The organism is Alcanivorax sp., assembly GCF_019431375.1.
In the GTDB taxonomy this organism is placed as follows: Bacteria; Pseudomonadota; Gammaproteobacteria; order Pseudomonadales; family Alcanivoracaceae; genus Alcanivorax; species Alcanivorax jadensis_A.
Genome location: NZ_CP080267.1, coordinates 1624657 through 1649254 on the forward strand (window position 1 = coordinate 1624657; position 24598 = coordinate 1649254).

A 24598-nucleotide genomic window follows, 5' to 3' on the forward strand; every position below is an offset into this window, starting at 1 on the left:
CGAGAAGGATGTGTCAAGACGCGGAGAATCCGGGCCGCTGCAGCGGCCCGGTCCGGGCTATTGCGGAGCGCGTCCAAGATAATCCGCAATCAGCGATACCGATTCCGGCGACGACTGCATCCAGGTCTGCGACGGCGTTACGTCACCACCGGCAGAATCAAGGATATTGTCAAAGCGCAGCACCATGCCCTGGGATTTCTCCGCCACATAGAGATGCTCGCCATCGAAAGCAATATCCACCGGATTACCCAGCTGGGTATTGCCCACCGCATTGTTGTCGCCGTTATCGATTTTCACGGTGACATCGGTGATGCCGTCAGCGGTTGAACCGTTATCCAACACATACAGCTTGCCGTCAGTAGGATTAGCGCCGCTACCCACATCGGACAGGATCAGCTGATCGGTTTCTGCCACGTGCACAATGCCGTGCAGATTGGTCGGGGCGGCAAACGCCACGCCACCTTCGGCAGGGGTAATCACCCGGTCAGGTCCGGCGCTGCCGCGTACCGTGCTGTAACTTTCAAACACAGCAACCGTGCCGTCGGTGAGTGCCACATAGAGGCGGTCCGCATCCGGGTCATAATCCAGATCCCAGGGCGCCACGGTCAGGCTGGTGGTAAACAAGGGGGCTGCATCGCCGCCCGCCTGGGCGCCGAAGACCCGCACGGACGGGTTACCATTATCGGTGACCAGCACCCAGCCCAGCGAGTCCACCACATCAAAACCTTTCGGTGCCATCAGGCCGGTGCCGGCGCCTTCAATCAGCCGATCACGGCTGAGCGAGAATGTCTCGCCATCGCGATCTGTGGCCAGACGGTTGATCACAGCCAGGCCGGAATCGTAGGTAATGTAGGCATCACCCATCTGGTTGAATGCCAGGCTTTCGCGGTCCTGAGTTGTGAAAAAGCCGCGCTGCATGGCGCCCAGATCCAGGTCCAGTACCACCACATCCGGGTCGCCGGGGGCAGTGGGCGGATTGCTGGTGACGGCAACGCCGGTGAAGGTCGTGCCAGTGCTATCGATATCGGACAGATCCGGTTGCTGTTCCGGTTCAAGAATAATGGCCAGGGATTCCGGCTTGATGCTGTCGACCACCTTGTTCGGCGCAATATTCCCGGAGCCGCCGGAAAACACGTTGCGGTAAACCAGAATCGCATCGTTGGATTTCTCCGCGATGAAGACCGTGTTGCCCTCCAGCACCAGGTCCACCGGGTTGCCCAGCTTGGTCGACGGGCCGGCCAGGGTCCGTGCAGGCGTCACCGTGCCATTGGCAGTAGACGCATTCTCGATCACATACAGTTGGCCATCATCCGCCACGGCAGCATCACCCACATCACTGACCACCAGGGTGTCCGAGTCAGCCTGGTAGGCGATACCATGCAGGTTGGACACGGCGCCCGCGGTATCAGGCGTAATCACCCGAGCCGGGGTCGCCATGAAGCCGCCAGCCACGTAGTCATCCACCACGATCACGGAGCCATTGGTCATGGCCAGGAAAAGCCGATCCGCCGCTTCATCATAGGCAAGATCCCAGGTATTTCCCGACAGGGCGGTACTGGCAAGAGGCGTGGCATTGCTTCCGGCTGCGGTGCCAAACACCTCAACACTGTTACCACCAATATTGGCGGCCATGACAAGGCCAGCCTGATGGGCAATGGCGATCCCTTTCAGAGTCATTGAGCCCAGAGCCGGCACACTGCGATCCAGCGTATCGACAGCAGCAGAGCCGTCGGTCCGCTCTGCCAGTTGGTGCAGTACCTGCAGGGTGCTGGGCGCCCCGCTACTGTCGTTGGCGGCGTAGAGATTGCCCAACAGATCCAGCGCAATGCCTTCATTGGCATCTGCGTTGAAAGTGCCTTGCACTTCCAGGCGCGCATCCAGGCGGTCTATTTGACCGGCGTTAGCAGCACCATTGTGCATCACCAGCAATGACGGGCCCTTAGCCACTCCGGGTACATTGATGCGGGAACGGTCGCTGTTATTTCCCCCACAGGCTGCCAGCGTTATCGCAACGGCCAGTGGCGACAGCCACAGTAAACCTTTGCCATTCACATTCATGTTATCTCTCCTTGGATAGCGATACCGGCTTGGTGCCGGTCAGTCAGGACAACCGGGTCCTGTTTCTGATACCGCCCCCACACGGAGATGGATGTAACAAAGCGTAATGATTATCGCTTTAAATGTACTGAATCAGAGGGCCGGCTACGCAGACCGGTTGTCCGACACCCTGATATCAACGCTTGCGGCCCGCCACCCTACGGGGCTAGGCTGCGCAGGTGATTTTTCTTCCCCGGCAACACGCTTCGGGGTATTCTGAAACTCTCTGCAACAGCCCAAGGGGCCACGTTTTCCATCTTGGACACACCACTCGCTTCCCAGCACATCAGCCTCGAACCCAACGATTCCCGTCGCCTGGCCAGTCTCTGCGGCCACCTGGACGAGCACATCAAGCAGATTGCCCAGCGCCTACATGTGGATATCCACAATCGTGGTAACCAGTTTCATCTGGCCGGGCCCGCCACATCGGTGGAAGCCGCCGGAGCAATTCTCAACGAGTTGTACGAGCAGACCAGTGATGGCACCGAGCTGACGCCTGAAATGGTGCACCTGCATCTGCAGCAGTCCAACGTGGCCGATCATGCCGCTGGAAAAAACACTGGCAACACCGTGGCCTTTCCCAGTGACGAGGTGGTGATACGCACCAAGCGGGTACGCATCAAGCCCCGCGGTGCCCACCAGCGTGAGTACGTAAAACAGGTACGCAAATACGATATCAATTTCGGCATCGGCCCTGCCGGCACCGGCAAGACCTGGCTGGCGGTGGCCTGCGCGGTGGACGCACTTGAAAAAGCCGAAATACAGCGCATCCTGCTGGTCCGCCCGGCGGTGGAAGCCGGTGAAAAACTGGGATTTCTGCCCGGGGACCTGGCGGAAAAAATCGACCCTTATCTGCGCCCTCTCTATGACGCCCTCTATGAAATGCTCGGCTTCGAAACCGTGGCCAAGCTGATGGACCGGATGGTGATCGAAGTGGCCCCGCTGGCCTACATGCGCGGGCGCACTCTGAACAACAGTTTCGTGATTCTCGATGAAGCCCAGAACACCACCCCGGAACAGATGAAGATGTTCCTCACCCGCATCGGTTTCGGGACCCGCGCCGTCATTACCGGGGACGTGACCCAGGTGGATCTGCCCCGCCACCAGCGCTCCGGCCTGGTGAATACCCTGGAAGTGCTGGACGGGGTAAAAGGGATCGGCGTGACCCGATTCGACAGCCGCGACGTGGTTCGCCACCCGCTGGTACAACGTATTGTAGAGGCCTACGACCGCCATGAACGGGATACCGACACCCAGCGTTGATATCCAGTGGGCCAGCGACGCCCCGGACGCCCCCGACGAATCCCGGCTATGTGACTGGGTACGCCATGCTGTCCAGGCAGCCGGCGGCGTGGTGGGCGACATCACCCTGCGCATCGTCGACGAAGACGAAATCCGCACCCTCAACCGGGAATACCGCGACAAGGACAAGCCCACCAATGTGCTGTCCTTCCCCTTTGAAATGCCAGAAGGCCTTCCCGAAGATGCCATGGAGCCCCTGCTCGGCGACATTATCCTCTGTGCCCCTGTGGTACGCCGGGAGGCCATGGAACAAAACAAGACCCTGGAGGCCCACTGGGCCCACATGGTTACCCACGGTGTGCTGCATCTGCTGGGATACGATCATATTGATGACGAGGACGCGCAGATCATGGAAGCCATGGAAATCCGCGCCCTGAATGAACAGGGTTTTGCCGACCCTTACCACCTTGAGAACAATACGGAGTTTCACCCCTGATGTCGGACGACTATTCGGATAATGGTACCAGCCGAAGTTGGTTGGAGCGTGTCGGCCAGTTTTTCTCCTCCACACCCGGAGACCGGAGCGAACTGCTGGACCTGATGCGCTCCATGCGCGACTCCCACATTATTGACGGGGATACCCTGGGGATTATCGAAGGCGCGGTCTGTGTGGCGGACATGCAGGTGCGCGAGATCATGATTCCCCGCTCCCAGATGGTCAGCATCAAGGCCAGCTCCGACCCACGGGATTTCCTGCCCACCATCATCGACTGCGCCCACTCCCGTTTCCCGGTGCTCGGCGACGACCCGGATGAAGTGATCGGCATCCTGCTGGCCAAGGATCTGCTACCGTTAATCCTCGAACCGGCCCGCATGGAACGTTTCGCCATCAAGGATCATATCCGCTCTGCTATGGTGGTTCCCGAGTCCAAACGGCTGGACTCACTGCTGCGCGAATTCCGTATCAGCCGTAATCACATGGCCATTGTGGTCAATGAATATGGCGGCGTGGCCGGGCTGGTGACCATTGAAGATGTACTGGAACAGATCGTCGGTGAAATCGAGGACGAACACGACGTGGAAGAAGAGGACTACCTGATCAAGGACCTGGACGACCACGAGTACACGGTCAAGGCGTTGACGCCTATCGACGATTTCAACGAACACTTCCACTGCCAGTTCAGCGACGAGGAATTCGACACCATCGGCGGACTGGTGATGCAGAAATTCGGCCGCTTGCCCGGCCGCGATGAAAGTGTGGAACTGGATGGCTATCTCTTCACCGTGCTCAGCGCCGACGGCAGAACAATAAGATTGCTGCGGGTCACACCGCCGGGGGAAAACCAGGATGCCACAGCCACAGAGGTCGAAAGCTGACACCATCGAAACCCTGCTAAAGGCCCCCTGGGTAATGGCAGTGATTGCCCTTGCCCTGCTAGTGGGTGCCCTGCTCAATCCGGCACAGGCGCCCCAACCGGCATTGAGCTGGTATGCCAACAGCGGCCTGAAAACCCTGGAATGGAATAACTACCTGTCCTGGCTGCGCTTCAACGGGCACGGCCAACGGGCTGGCCAGCTGGAGCAGCAACTCGCCAGCGGCGATGTCCACGCCTACAGCGCCGCGCTGCTATCCCCCGCCTTCGTCAAGGACAGCGAGCAGCGCGCCCGGGACTTTTGGTCCCCGGCCCAGATAGAACAGTGGAAAGCACTGCGCCAACAAGCGCCTCAACAGCTTGCCACCAGTAACCTGTACCGCTGGGGGCTGGCCGACAGTCACCCGCGCCCGGCCCGTTTCTTTACCGCACCCCTGACCGGTGGCTCCCTGTGGCTGACCGTCCTCGCACTGCTTCTGCTGGCACCTCTGGCCCCGCAGCTGGAACGTCAGCTGAGCCATGGCCGGGTACTGACACTCTGGCTGTTGGGCAGCCTGCTGGCCGGGGGCGGCTACCTGCTGCTGGCGCGGCCAGGGCAAATGCCGTTCCATGGCGCCACCGCTGCGCTGATGGTCTGGTACGGCGCCTTCCTCGGCCTGCAGGGCTGGCGCACCACCTTGTCTGTCTGGTTACCCGGCAAAGCGTGGATAGGGATTCCCCTGCCCACCCCGGCCCTGGCGGCGATCCCGCTGACACTACTCGGATTACTGGCCTGGCAAAGCCAGCCAGCCATGGCCAATCTGGCCGCCGGCGTGCTGGCACTTGCTGGTGGCATTCTGCTGGTGCAGATCATGGGCCCGGCGGAACCGTCTCAAGACATCGTCACCAGCATCCCGGATCCACAGCTCCAACAGGCCCTGCAACGAGGCTGGGATGCCCTGGGCCGTCTGCAGGCTGACGCCGCCTGTGACGCCTTCCAGCAAGTGCTGGAGCAACAACCGGATCACTTTGATGCCCTTACCGGTCTGTTCAGCGCCCACCGTATGAGCCAGAACCCCAACGACTGGGTCCACATCGCCCACCGCCTGTTTGCGCACCCCGCCGCCGAGAAAGGACAGCCGCAACAGATTGCCGTTTGCTGGCAACAGTTCCGCCAGCAACAGGGGGCGGAGTTACCAGCCGACATCGGCTGGCCACTGGTCGCCACCCTGACCCGTGCAGGCGACTTCAGCCAGGCAGAGTCACTGGCTGCCAGCCTGGACCACCACGACACCCGCAAACCCGTGTTGCAGGCCCTGCGCGAGGCGTTACATCGGGAAGGTTTGGGACACCGGGCCAAGGCGCTTGAGGTGTAGCTGCAAGCCTCAAGCCACAAGCTGCAACGCGGGCTGGGCCCCTATTGACTTCGAACCCGCGTAGAAGCGACGCTGGCGGCGCGATTCTGGCCTTGCCAAAGGATTAGGGAATTGATGTAGGAGCGGCGCTCGAGCCGCGAACCGCGCGTAGCGAGGCCACAAAGATCTGGGCCTGACCACCATGCTTTCTGGAACCTGTCGAGCCTTGGGATTCCTGATCGTCCTACGGACGATTTCCGCGCAAGCGCGGTTCGCACCTCAAGAGGTATTATTCGCTTCGCTCACCCTTCGGGCCGCACGGAACTACGTGCGTTACTCCGCTACGCTCCGTTCCTACAGCTGCTTCGTAAGAAATGACGAGGCCCTGGGAACTTTCCAGACCTTTCCTATCCAATCGAGCGTAGCTCGTAGCTCGTAGCTCGTAGCTCGTAGCTCGTAGCTCGTAGCTCGTAGCTCGTAGCTCGTAGCTCGTAGCTCGTAGCTCGTAGCTCGTAGCTCGTAGCTCGTAGCTCGTAGCTCGTAGCTCGTAGCTCGTAGCTCGTAGCTCGTAGCTCGTAGCTCGTAGCTCGTAGCTCGTAGCTCGTAGCTCGTAGCTCGTAGCTCGTAGCCCTACCCCCACGCCGCCCGGTAGTCCGCCACCTGCTTGCGCAGCTTCGCATCCCGACACTGGCTTTCCACAAAACGCAGATACTGCTCCGCCTTGCCGGCCAGCCCGAATTGCTCGGCAAGAATCTTCGCCAGTAACAGATACGCCTCGCCCAACTCGCTGAAATCCGGGTGCCGATCGTGCAGATCCTTGAGCAGCCCCACTGCCACCTTGGGCTCCCGTTCATGGATACCGCGGGCCAGCGCCAGACGCAGGGAGGGTGATGCGGGCAACCAGGCGGGTTCTGCCTCTCGCTGGTGGGCCAGCAACGCCAACGCCTCGGGCCAGGCTCCAGACACCACCAGCTTTTCCATATAGGCCGGCGCAGCAGTGCGACGCTCATCGTCCCTGCCGGTGATGGCCAGCAGGCGGTCATGACGTTGCCAGTCCAGCAGCGTGGCTTTCTTGTTCTTCAGGGTTTTGGCCGTGCTCAACAGCACCTTGTCGAAACGCCCGGCACAGAGTTGCAGCCACTGGCGCCGCTCTTCCAGCGGTGTGGTCACTTTCCTGCCGCCCTGATCCAGCCCCCACAGACGCCCATGACGGGCCAGGATATCCCCGCACAGGCAAGCTAATGCCAGCCACCAGAGCGCCGCCAGGGCTCCGGCCACCCCCTGGGCTAGCGGCAAAGGCATCACATCCACCGCCACAGCCACCAGCGCCACTCCCAGTAACCAGCCCAGGGACGCCAGCAACGCGGCTATCAGATAATCCCGGGGCACCGACAACACATAGGTCAGTGCTGCCGCATAGGAACCGGGCTCCGCCCCCTGTACCTGGATGGCCAGCCAGAAGGCCGGCACCAGCAACAGGCCCAGGGCCCCGATCAGCAAGCCCGCCGGCACCGATACCATCACCAGCACAAAGCCGGCGGGAACCATCACCAGCAGGGCCGGCACTGCCTGCAGCAACGCTGCCTTCCAGCCGGCTATATCAGACAGGCAATCCCAGCCCGGCACGGCGATTTTGCGGGCTTTACCGGGATGACTGCGCAGAGCCATCACCGCCCGGGCAAAGCCCCAGGCCGGCAGCCCGCCCAGCAGTGCCACCGGGACCATCACCGGCAGGGGCGGTACCAGCGCCGCCAATAACGCCCACAGCAGCAATACCGGTAACAACACCGGGGAAAACGGGTAACGCAGGTAACGATCCAGTTGCCGCCACAGCGGCCCGCTCTGCCCCTGCTCACTACTTTCCAGTTCCTGGTTACAGAGCAGACAGCGTGCTTCTGTCAGGCTGTCGTCCCGACCCTCCACACATTGCTGACACAGATGCAATCCATCATGACTGCAATACCATAGCGCCTCCGTCCCCGGATGGTACTTGCAATAGCGATTCACTATGATGCCCCCAAGCATTCACAAGGTGGCACAGCAACCATGGCTGCCCACCACCGGCACCCCGTATCCATCGACTGACAGAGCGGGGTTGTTTATTGGTTATGATTGATACTTTATTCGTATTTTTGCAGCGACTCTAGCCGTATCAGCCGGACGGCCTGCTCGCCACCATGAAACGAGGAATTCCATGCGCCACCGTCTGCTGGCCCTGATCGCCGGCCTGCTGTTCCCCCTTGCCTTCGCTCCCTATGACCTGTGGCCACTGCTGTTCGTCAGCGTGGCCGCCGGCTTCTGGTGCCAGCAACAGGCCAGCTCCGGCAAGGAAGCCTTCCTGCGCGGCTGGCTCTACGGCCTGGGCATGTTCGGTTTCGGCGTGTCCTGGGTGCATGTGTCCATGCACGACTATGGCTTCATGCCGTTGTGGATGGCGATTCCCTTTACGGCGATTTTCGCTGCCTTTCTGGCGTTGTTCTATGGGCTGACGTTTTCCCTGAGCTGGCGCCTGGGGCGTTCGGCACTGGTGTTTGCCGGTATCTGGCTGCTGCTGGACTGGCTGCGTGGCTGGTTCCTGACTGGTTTTCCCTGGCTGTATGCCGGCTATGCATTGATTGACACGCCGCTGGCCAGCCTGGCCCCCATCGGCGGCGTCTGGCTGCTGACCCTTGCCACGGTGTTGCTCAGCGCCACCCTGATCCAGCTGCGCCAGCCCGGCACACTCCGCTGGGTAGCCGCCGGCCTGTCGGTGCTGGTGCTGATCACCGCCGCTGCCGGTCACTTGCTGACGTTCACCCATGCCAACGGCCCGCAGCAAAAGGTGGCGCTGGTGCAGGGCAATATCCCCCAGGATCTGAAGTGGCAGATTGCCATGCGCGGCGAGACCCGTCGCATCTACCACGAACTGACCCGGGACATCCCCGCCGACACCCTGGTGCTGTGGCCGGAATCGGCCATGACCGAGTTCTACCAGACCATCACCGATTTTATCGAGGACGAAGGTCAGCAACTGGCAGACCGTGACGGCGCCCTGATCACCGGCATTCCCTGGCGCACCGTGAGTGATGCCGGTATCACCTACCACAACAGCATTGCCGCCATTCCCCTGCGTGACAGTGACGACAGCCACGAGCGGGTCTACCACAAGCAGAAACTGGTGCCCTTTGGCGAATACGTACCCATGCAGTCACTGATTCGCGGCCTGATCCCCTTCTTCGATCTGCCCATGTCCGGCTTCACACCGGGTGATCCGAGTCAGCCAAACCTGACGGTGCTGGGCCATACCGTGGCCCCCTTTATCTGCTACGAGATTCTCTATCCGCAACTGGTGGCCAGCCGCAGCCATGATGCGGATGTGCTGGTGACCATCAGCAACGACGCCTGGTTCGGCACCTCCGCCGGCCCGGTCCAGCATTTCCAGATGGCCCGGTTGCGTGCCCTGGAAACCGGCCGCTGGCTGCTGCGCGGCACCAACAATGGCGTCACCGCCGTCATCGACCACCGTGGCCAGGTGGTAGACGCCCTACCCCAATTCGAGCGCGATGTGCTGTACAGCCAGTATCAGCCACGCACCGGTATCACGCCGTTCATGGCCCTTGGCGTCTGGCCCTGGCTGGCGCTTTCGGTAATGCTGTTACTGCCCGCCATGCTGAAAAGGAAGAAGCAGCAGTTCGACATATAACAATACAATATAAGCTTATTCCAAATTTGACTTTGCCCTGATTCCCTTCTATAACTGTGCATGAATGCTGCCCAGTGACAGGAGGGAACGCCCATGTCTCGCCCAATCGTTAAAGCCTTTTTCGACAACGACACCAACACCGTCAGCTATGTGGTGACGGACCCGGAAACCCGGCACTGCGCCATTGTGGACTCGGTGCTGGACTACGCCCCTAACGCCGGGCGCACCAGCCACGACAGCGCCAGCCAGATCGTGGCGTACGTCAAACAGGAAAACCTCACCGTGGACTGGCTGCTGGAAACCCATGTGCATGCGGATCACCTTTCCGCCGCACCCTGGATTCAGCAACAGGTGGGCGGCAAGCTGGCCATTGGCGAACACATTCGTACCGTGCAGGACACCTTCGGCAAGATCTTCAACGCCGGTACCGAGTTCGCCCGGGACGGCCGCCAGTTCGACCACCTGTTTACCGATGGCGAGACCTACCAGGTCGGCAACCTCGAAGCGCGGGCCATTCACACCCCCGGCCATACCCCGGCCTGCATGAGCCATGTGATCGGCGATGCCGTCTTTGTGGGCGACACCCTGTTCATGCCGGACTATGGCACCGCCCGCTGTGACTTCCCCGGCGGTGATGCCCGCACCCTCTACCAGTCCGTTCAGAAACTGCTGGCCCTGCCAGACGACACCCGCATGTTCCTCTGCCACGACTACCTGCCGGACAGCCGCAGCGAGTTCCAGTGGGAAACCACCGTGGGCGACCAGCGCCGCGACAATATCCACGTGCACGAAGGCATTTCCGAGGACGAGTTTGTCCGCATGCGCGAACGCCGCGACGCCACCCTGGACATGCCCCGGCTGATTCTGCCTTCGGTACAGATCAATATGCGCGCCGGCCACCTTCCTCCCGAGGAAGACAATGGCGTGAGCTACCTGAAAATCCCGCTGAACGCACTGTAAGAGGCGATGCCCATGACACCGACTCTGTGGGACGTGGTAGTGATTGGCGGTGGCGCCGCCGGCATTGCCGCAGCGGCCAGCATTCTCAAACGCAAGCCGCACTTGTCCGTGGCCATCGTGGAACCCAACGACAGGCATTTCTATCAGCCCGCCTGGACCCTGGTGGGTGGCGGTTGTTTCAACCCGGCCAACACCTGCAAAGCCACCGGCAAATTGATTCCCAACGGTGCCAAGTGGTTACGCACCCGCGTCACCCACATGCAGCCGGAACACAACCGGGTAGCCCTGGAAGACGGCCAGTTCCTGAACTACCAGTTTCTGGTGGTGGCACCGGGCCTGGAGCTGAATCTGGGCGCCATTGAGGGGCTGGAAGCGACTCTTGGTAAGAACGGCGTGACCAGCAACTACCTCTTCGAGCTGGCCCCCTACACCTGGCAATGTGTGCAGAACCTGACGCGGGGCCGGGCCCTGTTCACCCAGCCGCCCATGCCCATCAAGTGTGCCGGCGCGCCGCAGAAGGCCATGTACCTGTCCTGCCATCACTGGGAAGGCACCGGCACCCTGGGCAACATTGATGTGCAGTTCCACAATGCCGGCGCCGTACTGTTTGGTGTGGCGGATTTTGTGCCGCCCCTGATGGAATATGTGAAACGCTATAACGCCAACCTGAATTTCAGCAGCACCCTGATCGCCGTGGATGGCCCGGCCCGGGAAGCCACCTTCCGGCGCACCAATGGCGATGGCATCAGCGCCGACCACACTGAACCCTTCGACATGCTGCATGTGGTGCCGCCACAACGGGCCCCACAGTTTGTGCGTGACAGCGAGCTGGCCAACGAGGCGGGCTGGGTTGCTGCGGACGAAACCACCCTGCAACACCCTCGCTTTGCCAATATCTTCAGCCTGGGCGATGCCTGCGGCACCAGCAACGCCAAGACTGCTGCCGCCGTGCGCAAGCAGGCTCCGGTTGTGGCGGAGAACCTCTGCGCAATATTGGAGAATCGTGCGCCAACCGCCCGTTATGAAGGCTATGGCGCCTGCCCGCTGACCGTGGAAAAAGGCAAGGTTGTGCTGGCCGAATTTGGCTATCAGGGCAAACTGCAACCCAGCTTCCCGCTCGACCCCACAGTACCGCGCAAGAGTATGTGGTGGCTGAAACGGCATGCCATGCCAAAGATCTACTTCGAACTGATGCTCAAGGGTCATGAATGGCTGGCCAGGCCAGGCAAACTCTGACCCGTGACACAACAAGGGATGGCAAGATGAAACTGCCCGCCTGGTTGGGCGCCGCCCAGTGGCTGCCCCACTACAACCGCGACACCGCTGCCCGGGATGGCGTGGCAGCGGTGATCGTCACCATCATGCTGATTCCCCAGAGCCTGGCCTACGCCATGCTCGCTGGGCTGCCACCCGAAGTGGGCCTGTACGCCAGTATTCTGCCACTGGTGGCCTATGCGCTGCTGGGCTCCAGTCGTACTCTGGCGGTGGGCCCGGTGGCAGTGGCCTCACTGATGACCGTTGCTGCGGCCAGCCAGGTGGCCTCGGCTGGCAGCCAGCAATACCTGGCGGCCACCATCATCCTGGCCTTTCTGTCCGGTATCATTCTGCTGGTGATGGCGCTGCTGAGACTGGGCTGGATTGCCAACCTGCTATCACACCCGGTGGTCAGCGGCTTTATCACTGCCTCCGGCCTGCTGATTGCTGCCAGCCAGCTCAAGCACCTGCTGGGCATCCCTCTCTCGGGCCATAACCTGATCGAGATTGGCCAGTCCCTGGCACAGCATTTTCCTGACACCCACTGGCCCACTGTGATACTCGGCACGCTGGTCACGGTGTTTTTATTCTGGGTGCGCAAGGCGCTCAAACCCCTGCTGCAGAAACTTCACTTCAATGCCTTCTGGTCCGATCTGGTCAGTAAGGCAGGGCCCGTAATCGCCGTACTGGCCTCCACCCTGGCCGTGGCAATGCTGGACCTGGACAGCGGCGGCATGGCCATTGTCGGCCACATTCCCGAAGGCCTGCCATCGCTGTCGCTCCCGATCTTTGACGCCGGACTCTGGCAGGCACTATGGCTGCCTGCCCTGCTGATCAGCCTGATCGGCTTTGTGGAATCCATTTCGGTGGCCCAGACCCTGGCAGCCAAACGGCGCCAACGGATCAACGCCAATCAGGAACTGATGGGGCTGGGTGGCGCCAATCTGGCCAGTGCCTTCAGCGGCGGCTTCCCGGTGACCGGGGGCTTCTCTCGCTCCGTGGTGAACTTCGATGCCGGGGCCCGCACGCCCATGGCTGGTGTATTCACCGCCATCGGCATTGCCCTCACCGCCCTGTTCCTGACCGGCGCCTTCACCTATCTGCCCAAAGCCACCCTGGCCGCCACCATCGTGGTGGCAGTGCTGTCTCTGGTAGACCTGCCGGCCATCAAACACACCTGGCATTTCTCCCGGCTGGACTTCATTGCCATGGCCATCACCATGGTGGGGGTACTGGGATGGGGGGTGGAAGCCGGGGTGCTGGCCGGGGTAATCACCTCCCTGGCCCTGTATCTGTGGCGAACCAATCAGCCCCATGTGGCCGAAGTGGGGCTGCTGCCCGGCACCGAGCATTTCCGGAACGTGCAGCGACACCGGGTGCGCGTTTCTCCCCGGGTACTGAGCATGCGCATCGATGAATCCCTGTATTTTGCCAATGCCCGGGGCCTGGAAGACCGGATCTACGATGCTGCCCTGCTGCGTCCGCAAACAGAACACGTGGTGCTGATGGGCACCGCCATCAATCACCTGGATGCCAGTGCCGTGGACAGTTTGTTGAGCCTGAACCAGCGTCTGGATGATGCCGGCATCAAGCTGCATCTTTCCGAAATCAAGGGGCCGGTCATGGACCAGCTGCAGAACACCACCCTGCCAGCATCACTGACTGGCCAGATCTTTCTCACCCAGTATCAGGCCATACGCACTCTGGCCCCGGAAAGCATCGAGGAAAATCCCGCTCCCCCTTGCAGCCCTGTCTGACAAGGTTAAGCTGAGCGTTCATTCGCAAGGAGTTTTCATGGCTACCATCAATCGCCTTACCGAAAGTCTGTCAGTGGCCCCGCAACTGCTCCCTGAAGACATGGCCGAACTGGCCAAAGCCGGGTTCAAGACCGTCATCAACAACCGCCCCGATGGCGAAAGCGAAGACCAGCCCTCCAGCGCCGAGCTGGCCGCCGCCGCTGAGGCCGCCGGTCTCGAGTATGCCCACCAACCGGTAGTCGGCAATAACATCACCGATGTGGACATCGACGGTTTTGACGCCATCGTTTCCCTGGCAGAGCAACCGGTGCTGGCCTTCTGCCGCACCGGCACCCGCTGTACCACCCTGTGGGCCCTGACCCAGGCCGACGAACAGGACAACGCCAGTATCCTGGCCACCGCTGAACAGGCCGGCTATGACCTGAGCCAGCTTGCCGGCCGGCTTGACCAGCGTCGGGGCCAGTAGCCGTGGCAGATGCCGGCCGCCGGTTCCGCTGGCTGCCGGCCAGTGACTGGCTCGCCACCTACAACCGCGAGCAGGCGGCCGGCGATATGCTGGCCGCCATCATTGTCACCATCTTGCTGGTCCCCCAGGGGCTGGCCTACGCCATGCTCGCCGGCATGCCGCCGCAAACCGGCCTTTATGCCAGCATCCTGCCACTGGTTCTCTACGCCCTGTTCGGTACCAGCCGCACCCTGTCCGTAGGCCCCGCCGCCCTCACATCCCTGATTACCGCCTCCGCCGCCGGCACCCTGGCCCAGGGCGACCCGCAACTGTTTATCCAGGCGGCCATCGGCATGGGGCTGCTGTCCGGGCTGTTTCTGGTGGCCATGGCCATATTGCGGCTGGGCTGGCTCACCAACCTGCTCAGCCACCCTGTGATTACCGGTTTCATCAGCGGCTGCGCCATTCTCATCGCTGCCAGCCAGCTCAAGCACCTGTTGCGCATCGATGCCTCCGGGGAGGAGCTGTTGAGCCTGGCGCAGACACTGGGACAACACCTGCCGCAGACTCACTGGCTGACACTGGGCATCAGCCTGATCGCCATTGTCTGCCTGCTGATCCCGAAATATCTGGCCGCACCCCTCAAGGGCACCCGACTGCCCGGCTGGCTGGTGGCCTTTATCAGCAAGTGCGGGCCGATTCTGGCTGTGCTAGTCACTACCCTGCTCACCGTATCCCTGTCGCTGGATAGTCGTGGCCTTGCCGTGGTCGGGGCGATCCCCGCAGGGCTGCCCCATTTCACCCTGCCCGGGCTTGGCCGCGAACACTGGCAAAACCTGATTACCCCGGCAGCGCTACTGGCATTGATCGGTTTTGTGGAATCCATTTCCCTGGCCCAGGCCCTGGCCGCCAAACGTCGCGAGCGGGTGGATGCCAACCGGGAACTGATGGGGCTGGGGCTGGCCAACATCGGCAGCGGCCTGTCCGGCGCGTTCGCCGTGACCGGCAGCTTTTCTCGCACCACAGTGAATTACGAAGCCGGGGCGCGCACGCCCATGGCCGGCCTGCTGACCGGTATCGGCATCGCGCTGGTGGCGCTGTTTTTCACCGGCTGGTTCCAATTCCTGCCACTGGCATCCCTGGCCGCCATCATCGTGGTCGGCATCCTGCCACTGATCAATCTGGCGGAACTGAAACACCTGTGGGCATTCAGCCGCCCGGATGCCCTGGCCATGGCGGCCACTCTCGCCGGAGTGCTGCTGATCAATGTACAGAGTGGGTTATTGCTGGGGGTGGTGCTATCCGTGGCCCTGTTCCTGTGGCGCACCAGTCAGCCCCACGTGGCCGAACTGGGCCGGATTCCCGGCACCCATCATTTTCGCAACATGGACCGTCATAGCGTTCAGCTCACCGAGTCGGTGCTGTCCATCCGGGTGGACGAATCGCTCTATTTCGGCAATGCCCGCACCCTGGAAGACCGCATCTACGACGAGGCCCAGGCCCATCCGCAAATCCAGCATGTGGTGCTGCACTGTTCCGGCATCAACCACCTGGATGCCAGCGCCGTGGAAAGTCTGGAAAGCCTGAACGAACGATTGAGAGACGCCGGTGTGACCCTGAACCTGTCCAATGTGAAGGGGCCGGTGATGGACGTGCTGATAAAGACCGACTTTCAGAAGGTGCTCACCGGCAGGGTGTATCTGAGCCATTACCAGGCCATGGAAATTCTGGCGCCGGAAAGTTTGCAGGAGGAAGAATCAGACGCCTGACATAAAACGTCCGACGGTCTATGTTTTGTGGGCGTCGATGCGAGCATCGTTTGCCACAAGGAGTGTCCGTCCGGGGGCCGGCGCCTTTAGAGATACCGCAAGTGATACCACACCAGCGCCAGCCACTCGTACCAGATCTCCGGCACCATGGATAACGCCCCGGCGGAGGGCACCCATTCCTGCTTTGGCAGCCGCTTGCGCCAGGCCGCCTGGGCCAGCACCCCCTGGCTCTGAAAACACAGCAGGGCCCGGGGCAGATGGGCCCGATCACTGACCAGAATAATCTCGTCGATGCCGCGCTGACCCAGCAGCTCGCCGCTGTACACCGCATTTTCCCAGGTATTACGGCTTTCCCCTTCCTCCAGCACCACCATGGTCGGCCAGCGGCGGCGCACCAGCTCGGCCATCAATTGGGCTTCGCTGGGTTCGTTGTCGCCATGGGGCGTTCCGCTGATGCCACCACTGACCACCAACGGCAAACCATGCTCATGGGCCAGTTCCGCCGCCAGCTGCAACCGCCGCAGGCCACGGGTGGTCAGGGAAAACTGACCATCACGCTGTCTCCGCCCGGCACCCAGCACCACCACCGCCTGGGGAGTAATACCGGTATTGCGTCGCGGCAGGGGCGGCAACAGGCTGCGGACCACTGCCGGCAGGGTTCCCCCTACCAGCACCAGCAGCACCAGGTAGGTCAACGCCATCGGCACTCCCGCTTGCGGTGATTATTCAGCCAACACTTTACGGGTGCAGACCAGTGAGAAATCCGGGCTGAGCTCATGTATCCTATGTCCCCTTCGCAACCGCGATGTTCCCGTAAGTTTTTTTGATCAGTAGAGAGCCGATGGACGCACAGTATCGCCCCGATCAAGTCGAAGCCCAAGCCCAGCAGTATTGGGAGGATAACCAAAGCTTCAAGGTCACCGAAGAGGCCGGCAAGGAAAAATTCTATTGCCTGAGCATGTTCCCCTACCCGTCCGGGCGACTGCACATGGGCCATGTGCGCAATTACAGCATCGGCGATGTGATCAGTCGCTACCAGCGCATGCTGGGCAAGAACGTGCTACAGCCCATGGGCTGGGACGCCTTCGGCCTGCCCGCCGAGAACGCTGCCATCAAAAACAAGGTGGCGCCGGCCAAGTGGACCTTCGAGAACATCGACTACATGCGCGGGCAACTGCAGCGCCTGGGCTTCGGCTACGACTGGGACCGTGAGCTGGCAACCTGTACCCCGGAATACTATCGCTGGGAACAATGGTTCTTCACCAAGCTTTACGAGAAAGGTCTGGTGTACCGCAAGATGTCCACAGTGAACTGGGACCCGATTGATCAGACCGTACTGGCCAACGAGCAGGTGATTGATGGCCGCGGCTGGCGCTCCGGCGCCCTGGTGGAACAGAAAGAGATCCCCCAGTGGTTCATCAAGATCACCGACTACGCCGATGAATTGCTGAAAGATCTGGACCAACTGGATGGCTGGCCGGAACAGGTCAAGACCATGCAGCGCAACTGGATCGGCCGCTCGGAAGGCGTGGAAATGGAATTCGCCATTCAGGGCGAAGCGCCGCTGCGCGTCTACACCACCCGCCCGGACACTCTCATGGGCGTGAGCTACGTGGCCGTGGCGGCCGCCCATCCTCTGGCGAAGAAAGCCGCGGCCGCCAACCACGAAGTGGCGGACTTTGTGGAAGAGTGCTTGCACAACAAGGTGGCCGAAGCCGATATGGCCACCATGGAAAAGAAAGGCATCTACACCGGCCTCACCGCCACCCACCCGATCAGCGGCGAGCCAGTCCCGGTCTGGGTCGCCAACTTTGTGCTGATGAGCTACGGCACCGGTGCGGTCATGGCGGTGCCCGCACATGACCAGCGCGATTACGAATTTGCCAGGAAATACGGTCTGCCCATCAACCAGGTGATCGAGCCTGCCAATGGCGAAACCATCGATCTGGACAACGAAGCCTTCACCGAAAAAGGCAAACTGGTGAACTCCGGGGAATTCACCGGCAAGACCTCCGCCGAGGCTTTCGACGCTATCGCTGCCTGGCTCAGTGAGCGCAACCTGGGCGAGAAGAAGGTCAATTACCGCCTGCGCGACTGGGGCGTGTCTCGTCAGCGTTACTGGGGTGCCCCCATTCCCATGGTGGAAACCGAGGATGGCGAGCTGCACCCGACCCCGGAAGATCAACTGCCGGTGGTGCTGCCCACCGAGGTAGAGATGGACGGCGTGAAAAGCCCTATCAAGGCCGACCCGGAGTGGGCCAAAACCACTTTCAATGGTCAACCCGCCCTGCGCGAAACCGACACCTTCGACACCTTCATGGAATCGAGCTGGTACTACGCCCGTTACTGCTGCCCGCAGAACGACCAGGCCATGCTGGACCCGGCGGCCGCCAACTACTGGTTGCCCGTGGATCAATACGTGGGCGGCATTGAACACGCCATCCTGCACCTGCTCTACTCGCGCTTCTTCCACAAACTGCTGCGCGACACCGGCCTGGTGGAATCCGACGAGCCCTTCAAGCAACTGCTCTGTCAGGGCATGGTGCTCAAAGACGGCGCCAAGATGTCCAAGTCCAAGGGCAATACCGTGGACCCGCAGGAAATGATCGAGGAATACGGTGCCGATACCGTGCGCCTGTTCATGATGTTTGCGGCACCGCCGGAGCAGTCCCTGGAGTGGAACGACTCCGGTGTGGAAGGCGCCTTCCGTTTCCTCAAGCGCCTGTGGCGCCTGGTGGCCGAACACGTTGAAGGTGGCTTGCCCGGCCGTCTGGACGTAGCCTCCCTGAATGATTCCGGCAAGGCCCTGCGCCGCAAGACCCACGAAACCATCCAGAAGGTCAGCGACGACTTCGGCCGCCGTCACACCTTCAACACCGCCATCGCCGCGGTGATGGAACTGATCAATGACGTCAGCAAGTTTGATGGCGACGCGGCCGTGAAGCACGAAGCCCTGGAAGCCGCCGTACTGGTGTTGGCGCCCATCACACCGCACGCCAGTCATGCCCTGTGGCAGGCCCTGGGTCACGATGAAGCAGTACTCAACGCCGCCTGGCCAGCCGTGGACGAAAGCGCCCTGGTAAAAGACAGCATCGAGCTGGTGGTACAGGTAAACGGCAAGGTGCGCGCCAAACTCGAGGTGCCGGCCAACGCCGACAAGGACACCGTGGAAAGCCTGGCCAAGGCCGAGCCCAATGTGCAGAAGTTCACCGACGGTAAAACCATCCGCAAGGTAATCGTGGTACCGGGTAAACTGGTCAACATCGTTGCCAACTGAGAGGCGGTTATGACATCCAGCTTGCGCGCCACATCCCGTCTGACCCTGCTGCTGGTTCTGGGGCTTGTCCTCAGTGCCTGCGGCTGGCAACTGCGCGGCACCACCAGCACACCGTCCATGGAAACCCTGACGGTAACCGGCGGCTCCACGGAACTGCGCTACACCCTGGAAGACGAGCTGGAAGACCAGGGCGTACTGGTCCACAACGAGGCACCCTACATTCTGGTCATCGATGATGAAGACTGGATGCGGCGCACTTCCGCCGTGGACGCCCAGGGTCGCCAGGCGGAAATCGAACTGCGCTACACCCTGCGCTGGCACATCAAGGACCGCAAAACCGGCGCCCTGCTGACCACGCCATCGCGCATGATGACCTTGCGCAACCTGCCCTGGTACCCGGAAAACGCCACCGCCTCCTCCGACGAGGAGCAACTGGTCCGTGACGACCTGTTTCTGGACATGGCCTACCGGCTGATCAACCAGATCGCCGCAGCCTCCGAGGGCTGGGAGACCTACTGATGCGTCTGCGCCCGGAGCAGCTTGGCAAACACCTTGCGGATCGCCTGTTGCCCGCCTATCTGGTGGCCGGCGATGAGCCGCTGCAACAGGGCGAGCTGCTTGACGACCTGCGCCGCGCCGCCCGCGATCAGGGCTTTGACGAACGTCACCGCTTCTCCTCCGACACCGGCATCGACTGGAATGCCCTGCTCAATGAATCCCAGAGCATGAGTCTGTTCGGCGGCCGCCGGATTCTCGAACTGGTGCTCAACGACAAGCGCCCGGACAAGGCCGGCAGCCAGATCTTGCGCGACATACTGGCCAACCCCGGCGATGACACCCTGCTGCTGATCCGCTGTTCAAAACTGGACCGCCGCAAGGACTGGAACAGCGCCTGGGTGAAAACCCTGGACGAAGTGGGGGCGGTCATCGAAGTCTGGCCGGTGGAAGGCGCCGGCCTGCGCAACTGGCTGCAGGACCGCCTGGCCAGTCGTGGACTCAGCGCAACAGAAGATGCCCTGGCCCTGCTGATCGAACGCAGCGAAGGTAACCTGCTGGCCGCCGCCCAGGAAGTGGACAAGCTCACCCTGCTGGTGGAAGACGGCCAGGTAGGCCCGGAAGACGTGCAACAGGCCGTGGGCGACTCCAGCCGCTACTCGCCCTTCGATCTCACCGAAGCCACCGCCCAGGGCAATGCCCAGCGTGTGCTGCATATCATTCAGACCCTGCGCGCCGAGGGTGTGGAGCCGCCAGTGTTGCTATGGGCCCTGAGCCGCGACATCCGCATCCTCGACGGCATGCTCAGCGGCGGCCCACCACCCCGTCTGCCCCCCCAGCGGGTACGCACCATGCAAGCCCAGGCACAGCGCTTGAACCCGCAACACCTGAAAGCTGCCCAGGCCAGCGCCATCCGCGCCGACCAGTGCGTGAAGGGCATGGCCAAAGGCGACCCCTGGCAGTACATCACCTCGTTAGCCTTGCGCCTTGCAGGGCATCCGCTACCGCGTAGCATGGAACGATGAAAAGCAGTGAATAGCGGAAAAAAAACGGCAACACAAGACAGGGAAGTAGTGCCAACCAATAGCACCGTGCCCCGAAAGTCGGCGTAGGAGCGTCGCTCGCGGCGCGATCCGAGCCTTGGCCAGTGAGCCTTCCTGTAGGAGCTATGCTTGTATGGCGAACCGAGCGTAGCGAAGCAAGAGAGGCCAAAGTCTATCCGCCGTTCTTTCTGGAAGCTGTCGAGCTCTGAGATTTCTGATCGCTCTCCGGTCGATTTCCGCGCAAGCGCGGTTCGCATGTCGTAGATCCCCTGGGGGACAAGCATGGGTTATTCGCTCCGCTCACCCTTCGGGCCGCACGGAACGACGTGCGTTACTCTGCTACGCTCCGTTCCCACAGCGGCTCCGTAGAAATTGCGGACTACGAGGAACTTTCCAGTCTTTCCTTATCCCACCAGCGTAGCTTGTAGCTTGTAGCTTGTAGCTTGTAGCTTGTAGCTTGTAGCTTGTAGCTTGTAGCTTGTAGCTTGTAGCTTGTAGCTTGTAGCTTGTAGCTTGTAGCTATATCTGGAGCTGTTATGCCAACCGCCCTGATCCCCATCGCTGATGGCAGCGAAGACATCGAAACCGTCACCCTGATCGACGTGCTGCGTCGTGCGGGCGTGGAAGTCACCGTGGCCAGCGTTACCGGCACGCCTGACATTGTGGCCGCCCGTGGTACCCGTATCCGGGCCGACGCCTTGATTGACGATGTGATGGCACAGGACTTCGATCTGATCGTGTTACCCGGTGGCATGCCCGGCGCCAAGGCCCTGGCCGACAGCGAAAAGTTGATCGATAAACTTCACGGCCAGCGAGACAGCGGCCGTCTTTACGGCGCCATCTGCGCCGCCCCCGCGGTGGCTCTGGCCCCACACGGCCTGCTCGATGGCGTCGCGGCAACCGGCCACCCGGCCTTCACTGACGCCCTGCCGGATAAAAGTAGAATGGAAGAAAGGGTGGTCCACGATGGCCAGTGCCTGACCAGCCGCGGCCCGGGCACCGCTCTGGAATTCGCTCTGACGTTGGTAGAAACCCTCTGCGGCAGGGAGAAGCGCGATACAGTAGCATCGCCCATGGTGCTTTGAACCCTGACACCACCGGCAATTTGGCACAAATTGCCATCACTCAATGGCGGAATTCTGCTAGCCTGTCAGGCCTCTGCCACAACCAGCCAGAACAATAATGAGTGAACCCCGGGATACTTCATCGATCAGCTTTACCGCCCTCTACACCGGCCATGTATGGACCCGCGACGGCATCTCCGCACCCTTCTTCCGAACCAGGGGCGGAGCCTTTCTGTACGGCGCCCTGGCCCCCTTCGAGTACGTGGGCCGACACGTGGTCGGCGGCAATATCCGCACCTTCCTGCTGCAGCGCCACCACCTGATCGACCATCGACTGCATCAACTGATCGACGACGGCGTGACCCAGGTAGTGGAAATCGCCTGCGGCCTGTCGCCCCGGGGACACCGTTTCTGCCAGCAATATCCGCAGCTCACCTATATCGAAACCGACCTGCCGGACATGGCACGGCGCAAACAGCAACTACTGGAAGAACACGGCGTAATCAGCGAACGCCACCGGGTCCAGCCTATCAACATCTTCGCCGAAGACGGCGAACTCAGCCTGGATCATGTGCTGGGCCAACTGGACCAGAGCAAACCGGTGGTGGTGATTACCGAAGGGCTGGTGAACTACTTCCCGCTGACAGTGATTTCCGACTTCTGGCGCAAACTGGCCAGCGCCCTGAAAGCATTCCCCCAAGGCACCTACCTCACCGATAACTACCCGCTCTACAAGGGCATGCCCTTCTACCGCACCCTGAAGGTACTGGGCGGTATGCTGGGCACTGTGTCCCGAAGCCAGGTGGGTTTCCATTTCCACTCCGATATGGAAGCCGTGGATCACTTTCATCGTCTTGGCTTTCAAAGCCTCGCAATCCATAACCCGGCGGACTACTACGGCAAATTGCCGATACCGAAGACGCGGGGTAATCCAATGGTGAGGATCATGGAAGGAACGGTAAGGGGCAGTGAATAGTTAATAGTGAACAGTTAACAGCTCGCGAGTTGTTTTCTCATGGCCGACAGCAAAGAGGCCGCGCCCAAATCATGGGTGCGGCCTCTTTCGTTTTGTTTCTCTCTTTTCGCAGTTAACTGTTCACTATTAACTGTTAACTGTTAACTGCTTCCCGCTTATCCATAAATCCGATGCACATTCCCCTCGTTATCCTGGCGCAGGAAATACTCGCTGTTTTTCAGCAGCTCGGTGAAACGCTCCGCCGCCTGGATGTTGCCGTGCTTGAACAGGCAGCGCAGATAACCGGCATCATCGTAATCGAATACCAGCAGCTCCAGTTTCAGTTCCGGGCTTTCCATGTAGAGGGTGCAATCACGGGCGTGGTCGGCGATGGAGAAACCGGGCTCGCTGAGTTTGATCAGGCAACCGAAGAAGTTGATGTCCACCACCTGCACCGGCTTGTTGAAACGAAAGCGGTCGCCCACCCGGGATTCGCTGGTAACGTGGCCGTGATTGTTGCATGGCACCAGGCGCTCGGCACGACGGCGCTCCATACGGTGGTACTCACCCTTGCCGAAACGACGGATGCCCTCCACGGTTTCCAGTGACTCGCCTCGCAGGAAGGTGGAGAACAGGTCCAGGGACACTTCCCGTTTTTCCAGCTGCGGCAGGTGATCCGCGCCCTTGATCAGGGTGAACTGGGCATTGGGGCATTTTTCGGCAAACGAGGCGTTTTCCCAGGGCAGGGTGAAGCTATCGAACTCACCAGTAGTGACCAGGGTATCGCATTCCGGGTACCCCAGCAGCCCCTCCACGGACAACAGCCGGCGGCCATTGATCTTGTAGCGCTCGCGCTCGTTATCGGAAAGCCGCTTCATCTGCCGGTAAAACAGCTTGCGGGCAGTGGGGGTGATGCCGGTTTCCTTCATCTTGTCGTAGTTGACCAGATAGAGCACCACCGCCTGACTGAACTCATCCATGCGGCCTTGCTCAAGTACCCGCACGGATTCTTCCACCAGCATGCGCCAGCTTTTGCGCGGCCGGGTGACGATGCCGGCCACAATCAGCTTGTCGGTGGCCTGGGGATACTTGTAGGCGAAGGTGCTGGCCACGGCGGAGCCCAGCGACAGTCCCATCAGGTGCACTTCTTCCAGGCCGGACTGGCAGGTGAATTCGTACAGCAGATCTGCCAGATCCTCCATGCTCAGGTCCGGCGCGATCTGGGTGTTGTTGCCCAGGGACGGCAGGTCCACCAACACCACCGGAAAATCCTGGTAGATGCGTTCGACACAATATTTGTAGGAGGTAAAATTCTGGAAGGCCCCCCCCACCACCAGCAACGGCGGTTTGTGGGCATTGTCCGGATGCGAGAACGCCAGGTAATCAATACGCCACTGACCTACCCAGAGCTGAAACGGGGCGGCTTTTATAGCGGAGCGGGTATATTCCTGATAGCGAATGGCCATAAGTGTCTGGCTCCGTTCAAGTTTTTTCTTGTTGTATCGGCTACCCCTTACCCGGCAGGATGAGGCAGTCCGTTTTGCGCCACACAAACGGTACATTCGTACCACAAAATCAATAATTTAGGACACTTGTGTAGCAAAGGTTTTCAATTCTTCACCATTTGTGTGCAAGCGTAAAGGACCGGTTGTCGTTATAATCCCCCTTTCAGAGCCTGCTTGTGGTCTACACGCCACTGCGTTGCCGCTGAAAATGGCGCCAGGCAAGGCGCGGACCGCAGGGCGCGGTGGGCCAAGTTCAAGGGCCGCAACACCGCCTGGCGTGATTTGCAGCGCAACCCGAAGGGCCGGGAGCATTTTTCCGCCAGCCTGCGTTGCCGGTGATTGATGT

Annotated in this window: 19 protein-coding genes; 15 read left to right on the forward strand and 4 right to left on the reverse strand. The window is 61.0% G+C overall.

Translation table 11 applies throughout. The features are described from left to right. Positions 1–57: 57 nt before the first annotated feature. Positions 58–2058, reverse strand: coding sequence for a hypothetical protein (locus KZ772_RS07505; protein ID WP_290539176.1), 2001 nt, complete (start codon positions 2056–2058; stop codon positions 58–60). Between the two features lie 297 nt (positions 2059–2355). Here KZ772_RS07505 and KZ772_RS07510 point away from each other — a divergent pair, with 297 nt between their 5' ends. From KZ772_RS07510 to KZ772_RS07525, 4 genes are read left to right on the forward strand one after another with little or no spacing between them, the layout of a single operon-like run. After that, on the forward strand, positions 2356–3360 hold the full coding sequence (locus tag KZ772_RS07510; protein ID WP_290539177.1) for a PhoH family protein: 1005 nt from the start codon (positions 2356–2358) through the stop codon (positions 3358–3360). Continuing rightward, positions 3332–3835, forward strand: a complete 504-nt coding sequence (gene ybeY / locus KZ772_RS07515) for an rRNA maturation RNase YbeY (protein WP_290539178.1) — start codon at positions 3332–3334, stop codon at positions 3833–3835. The genes KZ772_RS07510 and ybeY overlap by 29 nt, the downstream gene beginning before the upstream one ends. Beyond that, entirely contained in the window at positions 3835–4716 is an 882-nt protein-coding gene (locus tag KZ772_RS07520) for a transporter associated domain-containing protein (RefSeq protein WP_290539179.1), read from the forward strand. Before ybeY ends, KZ772_RS07520 begins: the two co-directional genes overlap by 1 nt. After that, positions 4688–6067, forward strand: coding sequence for a rhomboid family intramembrane serine protease (locus KZ772_RS07525; protein WP_290539180.1), 1380 nt, complete (start codon positions 4688–4690; stop codon positions 6065–6067). Before KZ772_RS07520 ends, KZ772_RS07525 begins: the two co-directional genes overlap by 29 nt. 609 nt (positions 6068–6676) lie before the next feature. Here KZ772_RS07525 and KZ772_RS07530 read toward each other — a convergent pair. Continuing rightward, positions 6677–8053, reverse strand: coding sequence for a B-box zinc finger protein (locus KZ772_RS07530; protein ID WP_290539181.1), 1377 nt, complete (start codon positions 8051–8053; stop codon positions 6677–6679). Positions 8054–8240: 187 nt separating this feature from the next. Between KZ772_RS07530 and lnt the strand changes: the two genes are divergently transcribed. The 6 genes from lnt to sulP (KZ772_RS07560) all read left to right on the forward strand — a co-directional run bounded on the left by lnt (position 8241) and on the right by sulP (KZ772_RS07560) (position 15913). Further along, a complete protein-coding gene (lnt, locus tag KZ772_RS07535; RefSeq protein ID WP_290539182.1) occupies positions 8241–9728 on the forward strand; it encodes an apolipoprotein N-acyltransferase in 1488 nt (495 codons plus the stop codon). A gap of 93 nt (positions 9729–9821) precedes the next feature. After that, entirely contained in the window at positions 9822–10688 is an 867-nt protein-coding gene (locus KZ772_RS07540) for an MBL fold metallo-hydrolase (protein ID WP_290539183.1), read from the forward strand. Between the two features lie 12 nt (positions 10689–10700). Further along, positions 10701–11924, forward strand: a complete 1224-nt coding sequence (locus KZ772_RS07545) for an FAD/NAD(P)-binding oxidoreductase (RefSeq protein ID WP_290539184.1) — start codon at positions 10701–10703, stop codon at positions 11922–11924. A gap of 26 nt (positions 11925–11950) precedes the next feature. Further along, positions 11951–13699: a sulfate permease gene (sulP, locus tag KZ772_RS07550; protein ID WP_290539185.1), complete on the forward strand. Its 1749-nt coding sequence runs from the start codon at positions 11951–11953 to the stop codon at positions 13697–13699. Between the two features lie 37 nt (positions 13700–13736). After that, entirely contained in the window at positions 13737–14165 is a 429-nt protein-coding gene (locus tag KZ772_RS07555; protein ID WP_290539186.1) for a TIGR01244 family sulfur transferase, read from the forward strand. Positions 14166–14167: 2 nt separating this feature from the next. After that, positions 14168–15913, forward strand: a complete 1746-nt coding sequence (gene sulP / locus KZ772_RS07560; protein ID WP_290539187.1) for a sulfate permease — start codon at positions 14168–14170, stop codon at positions 15911–15913. 86 nt (positions 15914–15999) lie between these two features. Here the strand turns inward: sulP (KZ772_RS07560) and KZ772_RS07565 are convergent, their stop codons facing one another. Then, on the reverse strand, positions 16000–16614 hold the full coding sequence (locus tag KZ772_RS07565; protein WP_290539188.1) for a YdcF family protein: 615 nt from the start codon (positions 16612–16614) through the stop codon (positions 16000–16002). Between the two features lie 140 nt (positions 16615–16754). On the opposite strand from KZ772_RS07565, the gene leuS reads away from it, so the two are divergent. From leuS to KZ772_RS07590, 5 genes are all read left to right on the forward strand, one after another. After that, entirely contained in the window at positions 16755–19190 is a 2436-nt protein-coding gene (leuS, locus tag KZ772_RS07570) for a leucine--tRNA ligase (RefSeq protein ID WP_290539189.1), read from the forward strand. Positions 19191–19199: 9 nt separating this feature from the next. Beyond that, entirely contained in the window at positions 19200–19709 is a 510-nt protein-coding gene (gene lptE / locus KZ772_RS07575; protein ID WP_290539190.1) for an LPS assembly lipoprotein LptE, read from the forward strand. Then, positions 19709–20710, forward strand: coding sequence for a DNA polymerase III subunit delta (gene holA, locus KZ772_RS07580; protein ID WP_290539191.1), 1002 nt, complete (start codon positions 19709–19711; stop codon positions 20708–20710). The genes lptE and holA overlap by 1 nt, the downstream gene beginning before the upstream one ends. Before the next feature lie 554 nt (positions 20711–21264). After that, a complete protein-coding gene (locus tag KZ772_RS07585; RefSeq protein WP_290539192.1) occupies positions 21265–21813 on the forward strand; it encodes a DJ-1 family glyoxalase III in 549 nt (182 codons plus the stop codon). A gap of 97 nt (positions 21814–21910) precedes the next feature. Then, on the forward strand, positions 21911–22768 hold the full coding sequence (locus KZ772_RS07590; RefSeq protein WP_290539193.1) for a class I SAM-dependent methyltransferase: 858 nt from the start codon (positions 21911–21913) through the stop codon (positions 22766–22768). 155 nt (positions 22769–22923) lie between these two features. Here the strand turns inward: KZ772_RS07590 and KZ772_RS07595 are convergent, their stop codons facing one another. After that, positions 22924–24213, reverse strand: coding sequence for an alpha/beta hydrolase (locus tag KZ772_RS07595; protein WP_290539194.1), 1290 nt, complete (start codon positions 24211–24213; stop codon positions 22924–22926). Positions 24214–24598: the final 385 nt, after the last annotated feature.

Excerpts from the sequence above, each read along its gene's own strand:
- leuS (WP_290539189.1), top strand. The coding sequence starts at position 16,755 with ATGGACGCACAGTATCGCCCCGATCAAGTCGAAGCCCAAGCCCAGCAG.
- KZ772_RS07525 (WP_290539180.1), top strand. The coding sequence starts at position 4,688 with ATGCCACAGCCACAGAGGTCGAAAGCTGACACCATCGAAACCCTGCTA.
- ybeY (WP_290539178.1), top strand. The coding sequence starts at position 3,332 with ATGAACGGGATACCGACACCCAGCGTTGATATCCAGTGGGCCAGCGAC.
- sulP (WP_290539185.1), top strand. The coding sequence starts at position 11,951 with ATGAAACTGCCCGCCTGGTTGGGCGCCGCCCAGTGGCTGCCCCACTAC.
- lptE (WP_290539190.1), top strand. The coding sequence starts at position 19,200 with ATGACATCCAGCTTGCGCGCCACATCCCGTCTGACCCTGCTGCTGGTT.
- KZ772_RS07555 (WP_290539186.1), top strand. The coding sequence starts at position 13,737 with ATGGCTACCATCAATCGCCTTACCGAAAGTCTGTCAGTGGCCCCGCAA.
- KZ772_RS07585 (WP_290539192.1), top strand. The coding sequence starts at position 21,265 with ATGCCAACCGCCCTGATCCCCATCGCTGATGGCAGCGAAGACATCGAA.
- KZ772_RS07540 (WP_290539183.1), top strand. The coding sequence starts at position 9,822 with ATGTCTCGCCCAATCGTTAAAGCCTTTTTCGACAACGACACCAACACC.
- KZ772_RS07595 (WP_290539194.1), bottom strand. The coding sequence starts at position 24,213 with ATGGCCATTCGCTATCAGGAATATACCCGCTCCGCTATAAAAGCCGCC.
- KZ772_RS07590 (WP_290539193.1), top strand. The coding sequence starts at position 21,911 with ATGAGTGAACCCCGGGATACTTCATCGATCAGCTTTACCGCCCTCTAC.
- KZ772_RS07505 (WP_290539176.1), bottom strand. The coding sequence starts at position 2,058 with ATGAATGTGAATGGCAAAGGTTTACTGTGGCTGTCGCCACTGGCCGTT.
- lnt (WP_290539182.1), top strand. The coding sequence starts at position 8,241 with ATGCGCCACCGTCTGCTGGCCCTGATCGCCGGCCTGCTGTTCCCCCTT.
- KZ772_RS07520 (WP_290539179.1), top strand. The coding sequence starts at position 3,835 with ATGTCGGACGACTATTCGGATAATGGTACCAGCCGAAGTTGGTTGGAG.
- KZ772_RS07565 (WP_290539188.1), bottom strand. The coding sequence starts at position 16,614 with ATGGCGTTGACCTACCTGGTGCTGCTGGTGCTGGTAGGGGGAACCCTG.
- KZ772_RS07545 (WP_290539184.1), top strand. The coding sequence starts at position 10,701 with ATGACACCGACTCTGTGGGACGTGGTAGTGATTGGCGGTGGCGCCGCC.
- holA (WP_290539191.1), top strand. The coding sequence starts at position 19,709 with ATGCGTCTGCGCCCGGAGCAGCTTGGCAAACACCTTGCGGATCGCCTG.